This window comes from Marinobacter sp., from assembly GCF_041595835.1.
GTDB lineage: Bacteria > Pseudomonadota > Gammaproteobacteria > Pseudomonadales > Oleiphilaceae > Marinobacter.
The window spans coordinates 1-5,993 of sequence record NZ_JBFHJO010000079.1 but is presented as its reverse complement, the minus strand read 5'-3'; the positions used below and the strand labels follow the sequence as shown (position 1 = coordinate 5,993).

The 5,993-nt window shown below is 50.9% G+C and carries 5 protein-coding genes; 1 reads left to right on the top strand and 4 read right to left on the bottom strand.

From position 1 onward, the window contains the following. Window positions 1-1,162 (top strand): exosortase-associated EpsI family protein (locus ABYA77_RS14460; RefSeq protein WP_372966665.1); only part of this gene is annotated, 1,162 nt, incomplete at its 5' end. Here the strand turns inward: ABYA77_RS14460 and ABYA77_RS14455 are convergent. The 4 genes from ABYA77_RS14455 to ABYA77_RS14440 form a co-directional block, all read right to left on the bottom strand. Continuing rightward, the gene (locus tag ABYA77_RS14455) at window positions 1,119-2,180 is read right to left on the bottom strand and encodes a glycosyltransferase (RefSeq protein ID WP_372966664.1); all 1,062 of its coding nucleotides are present in this window, start codon (window positions 2,178-2,180) and stop codon (window positions 1,119-1,121) included. The two genes, ABYA77_RS14460 and ABYA77_RS14455, sit on opposite strands and share 44 nt — an antisense overlap. Window positions 2,181-2,246: 66 nt before the next feature. Next, window positions 2,247-2,930, bottom strand: a complete 684-nt coding sequence (locus ABYA77_RS14450) for a PEP-CTERM sorting domain-containing protein (protein WP_372966663.1) — start codon at window positions 2,928-2,930, stop codon at window positions 2,247-2,249. A gap of 145 nt (window positions 2,931-3,075) precedes the next feature. Next, complete coding sequence (locus tag ABYA77_RS14445; RefSeq protein ID WP_372966662.1) at window positions 3,076-5,040, bottom strand: PA14 domain-containing protein; 1,965 nt, start codon at window positions 5,038-5,040, stop codon at window positions 3,076-3,078. Between the two features lie 113 nt (window positions 5,041-5,153). After that, on the bottom strand, window positions 5,154-5,993 hold an 840-nt coding region (locus ABYA77_RS14440), incomplete at its 5' end, for a tetratricopeptide repeat protein (protein ID WP_372966661.1).

The window sequence follows — 5,993 nt, the reverse complement described above, 5'->3', positions numbered from 1 at the left end:
GGGACTTTTGTTTCTCACGGTTCCTGTGTGGGATTTTCTGGCCTGGAATCTTCAGCTAATCACCGTTGCGGTGAACAAGTTTCTGCTTGGCTTTCTGGATATTAATTTCGAGATTGAGGGTGTTTTTGTTTATTTGGTCGGTATAGGCACCTTTGAGGTTGCGCATGGTTGTTCAGGGCTTCGGTATTTGCTGGTTGGGCAAGCTCTGGTTCTGATTTACGGCGAAATGTATCTGTCTCGTGTTCGCTCCCGCCTGATGCTGTTTGGATTGGGGGTGGCTTTTGCTCTGATGGCTAACTGGATTCGCGTGTTTGTGATCATCTATATGGGTTATGAAACGAACATGCAGTCCGGTTTAATTGAAGATCACGAAAGTTTCGGGTGGTGGGTATTTGCTGGCACTCTGGTGCCTCTGTATTTTATCGCGCGGCGGCTTGAGCTGCGAGACGATGCCGCTCAGCCTGAGTTGTCTGAATCGTCCGGCACGACAGTAAATACCAAGGGCACATGGGTGGCTTTGGTGTGTGTGTTTGTGTTGGTTGCAATGACTTGGGTGTTGTTACCTGAGAAGCGGTCAATGGTTACCGAGAACCCTGCTAGCTACAGTGTTGATCTGCAGGGCCGGTATGCACCGGTGTTTGGGGCGCAGCTTGCTGGATGGCGGCCCCTGATCCGCAACCCTGACCGTGTGTATGTGCAAACCTTGTTTGATCGTCAGCATGTGCAGGCAGGTGGAAGCGTGAATGAAACCTTTTACCTTGGTGCTTTCACCTATGAGTTTCAGCGCCATAGGGCCGAGTTGATACAGTACAGCAACCGCTTGTATGACCGGGATTTATGGATACCTGATCAGTTTTTTAGTGTAACTACCAATCTTGGCGTTCCTTTGCAGGGCATTTCGTTGAAAAGTCGGGTGACAGGGGAGCACGTGTATATTGCCTACAGCTATCTGGTGGAAGGTCGCTGGGAGGCTGATCAATGGCGAGCAAAGCTGGCTCAGGTTTCCGGTTTCTTTGATAGCCGGGATGATGCCAGTCTTCTGATAGCGGCAGTCAGTTGCGTGGACTGTGAGCCTGAAGAAACCTTAGCCGGATTTATTGATTTAACGTTTCCAGCGGTTATTTCTTCGATTGAGCGTGAGGTTGTTCAGTTATCTGATTGATTTGCTGCTGTAGGCGTTGAAGAAATTCAGCATGATTGTTCTGATACCAGAGCCTGGCTGCGTCAGACATTTTCCGGAGGCTTGCATCACTGGCTTGAAGGGCCTCTGCCATCGTTTTCTCTATTTCTTCCTGCGACACAAAATAACGGGTGCCAAGGCGAAATGGTTGAGTATGAGTTGGTGTGACCAGGAATCCCCGGGTTTTATCAATGAGTTCATTCATAGGCGGCGCATCGGTGGTGATGGTTACACAGCCGTGGCTCATAGCCTCTGCCAGTACTTGCCCGTAGCCTTCTACTTCTGAGGGTATGATTGCAAATCCCGCGTGTTGCCAGAGCTCAGACAAGTCTTGATCTGTCAGAGATTTGTGTATTTTTATATTGTCTGGATGGGGCGGGTTGTCACCCGAATGTTTTGATATCAGTACCAGGTTTGGCCATTCCGGGTGCTGGCGCCAGCAGTTCAGAAGGGGTTTAGTGCCCTTGAATTGGCTGTTGCCGGCAACGTGGACCGCAAGCTGGAAATCTTTATCTGGATTTTGGTGGGGGCCTTCCTTGGTTACCCCGGTAAAGCCAAGGTAATGAGTATTTGGGTGCAGGCCTGAGAAGATTGTTGTGGCGTGTTGAGTTTTACAAAGAACGCGGTCAACAAATCTGAGGTACGACGTGCGGGACTCAATGAACCATTCCTGATTGGGAATCAGCCAGTGTTTGGCGCTGCAGTCAAGGTGAGAAGGGCGGATGTTTTCGAGATGTATGACCAGGTCCGCTTTAATGGTTTTGGTTGCGGAAGTTTTTAGCCTGCGACTAAGAGTGTGATAAAGGTGATCAACGGGTTTTGGTAAGTACCGTGTCATAAACCGGTGGCGGAAGTGCGAGAGTTTATTGCGCCACGCGGGAGTCGGAGGAAGCTCAGATTGATGGCAGGTATGGCCCATTGCTGTGAGTGCGGCCATAAGAATTTGAGCGTCTTTCTTTAGCCCGAGCCCACTGCCGGCGTAAACAATCTGTATATTCATTCAGTGGCAACCAATTAAAAAGGCCCTGCGTATGCAGGGCCTTAAACAATACCACACTACATGGCTTCAGGCTTTTTTACGGCCTTTCATGCGAACGGCAATGCCCGCCAGACCCAGACCGAACAAGGCAAGTGTGCCAGGCTCAGGAACTTTAGAGGCCTTAACGTGGATGATCATATCGTCGTGGTTATCATCGCCAGTGTACCCATCATCAAAACTGATGACGTACTCGTCTTCGGCCACATAAAAGAGGTTGAAGTTAACGCTTGAGTTGGGATTAGCTGTAACGAACTGACTTCCGTTGGCGCCGTCGTTATTTACGGTAACGCCTGGTTGGTTCTTGAAGCTGAAGCCTAAGAACTGATCCATGCCACCGTAGAAAACAGCACTGAACTGATCATCTGGGTTGCTGTTTGTGTCGAAGGCAAGGGTATTGCCCCAGTAGAACTGGTTGTTATCAGAAGCTTCTTTGCCCAGGTAGGTAAAGGTGAGCTTGAATGGGTCTGCAGTAGTAGACTTCAGGTTGTGCCCGAACAGAACGGTATCGCCCACGCTGTAATAAGGTGTGTCTGCAGTCCAGACGCCGAGCCCGTCACCGCCGGTGGCGTAACCGTTATCACCAGGTACGCTCTGTTCAGCAACGACACCAGGTGCGTTTCCGTTGGCTACTGCATTAATGAAAGCAGCCTGGGCAAATCCTGATGCGCCCATTACTGCAGCTAACGCCAAGCCTTGAGTAATTTTTTTCATGGTAGTCACTCCTCCAGTGAGTGTTCTTTTTCAATGTTTCATACTATCTTATGCATGCATTGTGCCAGTTTGTAACCCATTGAAAATGCATGCTTAATTGTCTGACGTTGAGGTCGTGTGTAAAGTATTTCGACGACCTGTATCGCTATTTGACGGTATATTCCACGGGCTCTGAAGATTCGCTGCTCAGACCATTGGTATCTATAACCTGAATGGTAAAGAACCAGGTTCCTATGGCTAGTTCATTCAACGTGGTTTGGGTGGTTTCAGCAGGAACCTCGACAGACTGGTTCAGGTTTTTAATGTCTTGCCCGTAGCTGATGCGATAGCCCTCGATTTCACTCAGTGCAATGCTGCTACCATCCACGCGGGTACCTGGCGGTGTCCATGAGAGCGTAACGCTGCCAAGCCCGGGAACACTTTGCTCCGGTGTGTTGGTTACCGGTGAATCTGGCTCAGATACGGTTTCGAGGGTGTAGGGGTGCATGCCTGATTTATACGCATCGAGTACCGTTACGCCGCTGCTGTTAAGCACTTCCGTTGCGACAGGTTGCAGGATGGGGAGGCCGTAGCGAAGTTTGTACAGGTCATCTATGCCATCGCCTAAGGTGCTTTCAGCTATATCACTGTCAAGTTTCAGGTGTTGAACAACGCTGGGTGTTGAAAGGGTGTTGCCAGTTTCCGGATCAGCGATGGTGAGTTTAGCGGTAGCGCCCCAGCCAGACTCGTAATACTCCATGGTGACTGCAACAGGTGTTTCGGCAGGCAGGGCAGCGACGGCTGTGTAGGCGGTTGGCGATTGGTTTTTCCACTGGTCAATGACCAGCGAATCATTTAACCGAAGCCTGACACCATCATCCGTTGTTGTTGTAAACGTGTATTCCTTTGTTCCTGATGTGTGCGGTGGGGTAAACCAGCCTTGCCAGCGTACACTGAATTTGTCCTTGGGCATTTCTGACGACGGCGCATTATTGCCCCAGCTGAAGTTGATCTCCGGATCTTGCTGGGTGTAAAGAAATTCGTCAAAGCTGGTGCCGGTAAAATACTGGCCAGCAAAGCCTGGCGCATAAACTGGTTCTGCAAGGGGAGCGTCTTCCGGGTCTTCCGGGTTGGTGCCTGCGATGTATTCGTCGAGAGCGCTATAGCCATCGCCATCAAAATCAATACCGGCATCGTTCGGGTTGGTTGGGTCCATGCCGTAGGCGTATTCGTAACCGTCTGGCAGGCCGTCTCTGTCAGTATCTTCTGCGTTTGGATCTGTGCGGGCCCAGAATTCGTCAAGTGCTGTCAGCAGGTCGTTGTCTTTGTCTGAAGCAGCATCATCTGGATTTAAAGGGTCAAGCCCATATATCGTTTCCCAGTTGTCGTACAGATTGTCGCCGTCTTCGTCCAGAAGAGGGTAATTTTCGTTGAAGCTCAGGCCTTGTTGTGCATCGAAATAACCGATTTTATAGCCGAGTTCGTAGGCTTCTTCTGTGCTGATATCTGGTGTGCTGTCGGGCCCGTTCATTGCCCAACTGAAGAGGTATTCGCCTTTTATGACTTGTTGTGAAATTCCCGGGCCAGACCAGGCTACGGTGAAATGATCATCCCAGCCGCCTTCTTTGTGCCTGAGTTGGAAGTAGTATTTTTTCCCGGCTTCCAGATAGTGAACGCCTGAAGTCTGGGAGCTGTATCTGGAGAAATTGTCCTGGGGTGTGGCCATGGTCATGGCGATCTGCACTGCATTGTCAGCGTTTTGTGAATCGGATAGCCAAAGTTGCGTTTCGTCGTCACCACTGATGTAAAAGGTGTATTCGCCGGTGGTGGGCGGTGCGATGAAGCCCTGAATTAAGGTGCCGTAGTTGTTGCCCCTGCTGGCGGCTTGGCGTAATTCGGAGAGTGTGGCTATTTCGTCGGGCGAATCGGGATATTTTGGCGCATCAAGCAGGCTTTGTACGTTGTTGCCTGTGATGGAGTCGAAGTACCACGCATCAACTTGACCCGGTTTGCTAACTTCAGGCACTGCGGCAGTAGGTGGCAGGCTCTCAATATCGCGGAATTGCCAGCTTTGACAACCGCTGACGACTACAACCAAAGTGCCCAGACCCAATGCTTTAATAGTAGCCATACCTCACCTTTCTTTAATTTTTGAAACAATATGTAAAGTATTGTTGCGAAAGGCAAGGACCGCCACCGGCGTATAGGAACGTTTAGTTATGACGCCGGGGCGGTTATAGCGAGTTAGCTATTGGGGGAATCCTCAAATTTTGCCATCACTTGCTTGGCTTTATCTGTCATACCCGCAGCGCGGTAGGCTTCTACCAGATGCATGGCGATCTCCTGGGATTCCGGCGCCAGCTCGTGGGCGTTTTTAAGCACGCTTAAGCTTTCGGATTGCTTTCCGGTTTCAAAGAGTATCCATCCATAGGTGTCAGCAATGGCGGCATTTTGGGGGGCCAGTTGATAGGCTTTCCGGGCAAGCTCGCTCGCTTTTTCATTACCATTCTCGTAATAGAGCCATGCGAGATTGTTTAGCACAACCGGATTATCAGGGCTGATTTCCAGCAGTTGCTGGTAACGTTGGGTTGCCTGTTCTGACTGGCCGGCTTGCTGGTGGCTCATCGCCAGATTCAGGAGCACCGCCTGGCTATTGGGGAAGCGGGTGGCGGCATCTTCAAGCGCTTCAATGGCTTGTTGGCCGCGACCTGCATTGGTGAGCGCGCGAGCGCGAGCAACTTCCAGTTCGGCTGAGTTGCGTTTGGTCAGCGCCAGCTCGTAGAGCTCTGCGGCCTGTTGGTGTTCACCTGCATTTTCGTAGTAGCTGGCTTCGATCTGGTAAGGCGCAGGGGAGTCCGGGTGATACTGTTTGGCATCTTGCAGAGCGTTTCTGGCTTCTGAGGTGTTACCTTGCTGGAATTCAATGGCGGCCAGTTTCAGTGCGATGCTTTCAGATTGCGGGAAAAGTATGCGGCCTCGGTTGAGTATCTCCAGCGCACGCTCCAGTTTGTTCCGTTGTGCCATCTGAGTTGCAATGTTTTCGTACACAGCGGCCACCATCGGTTCAGCGGGGCTTGGCTGATC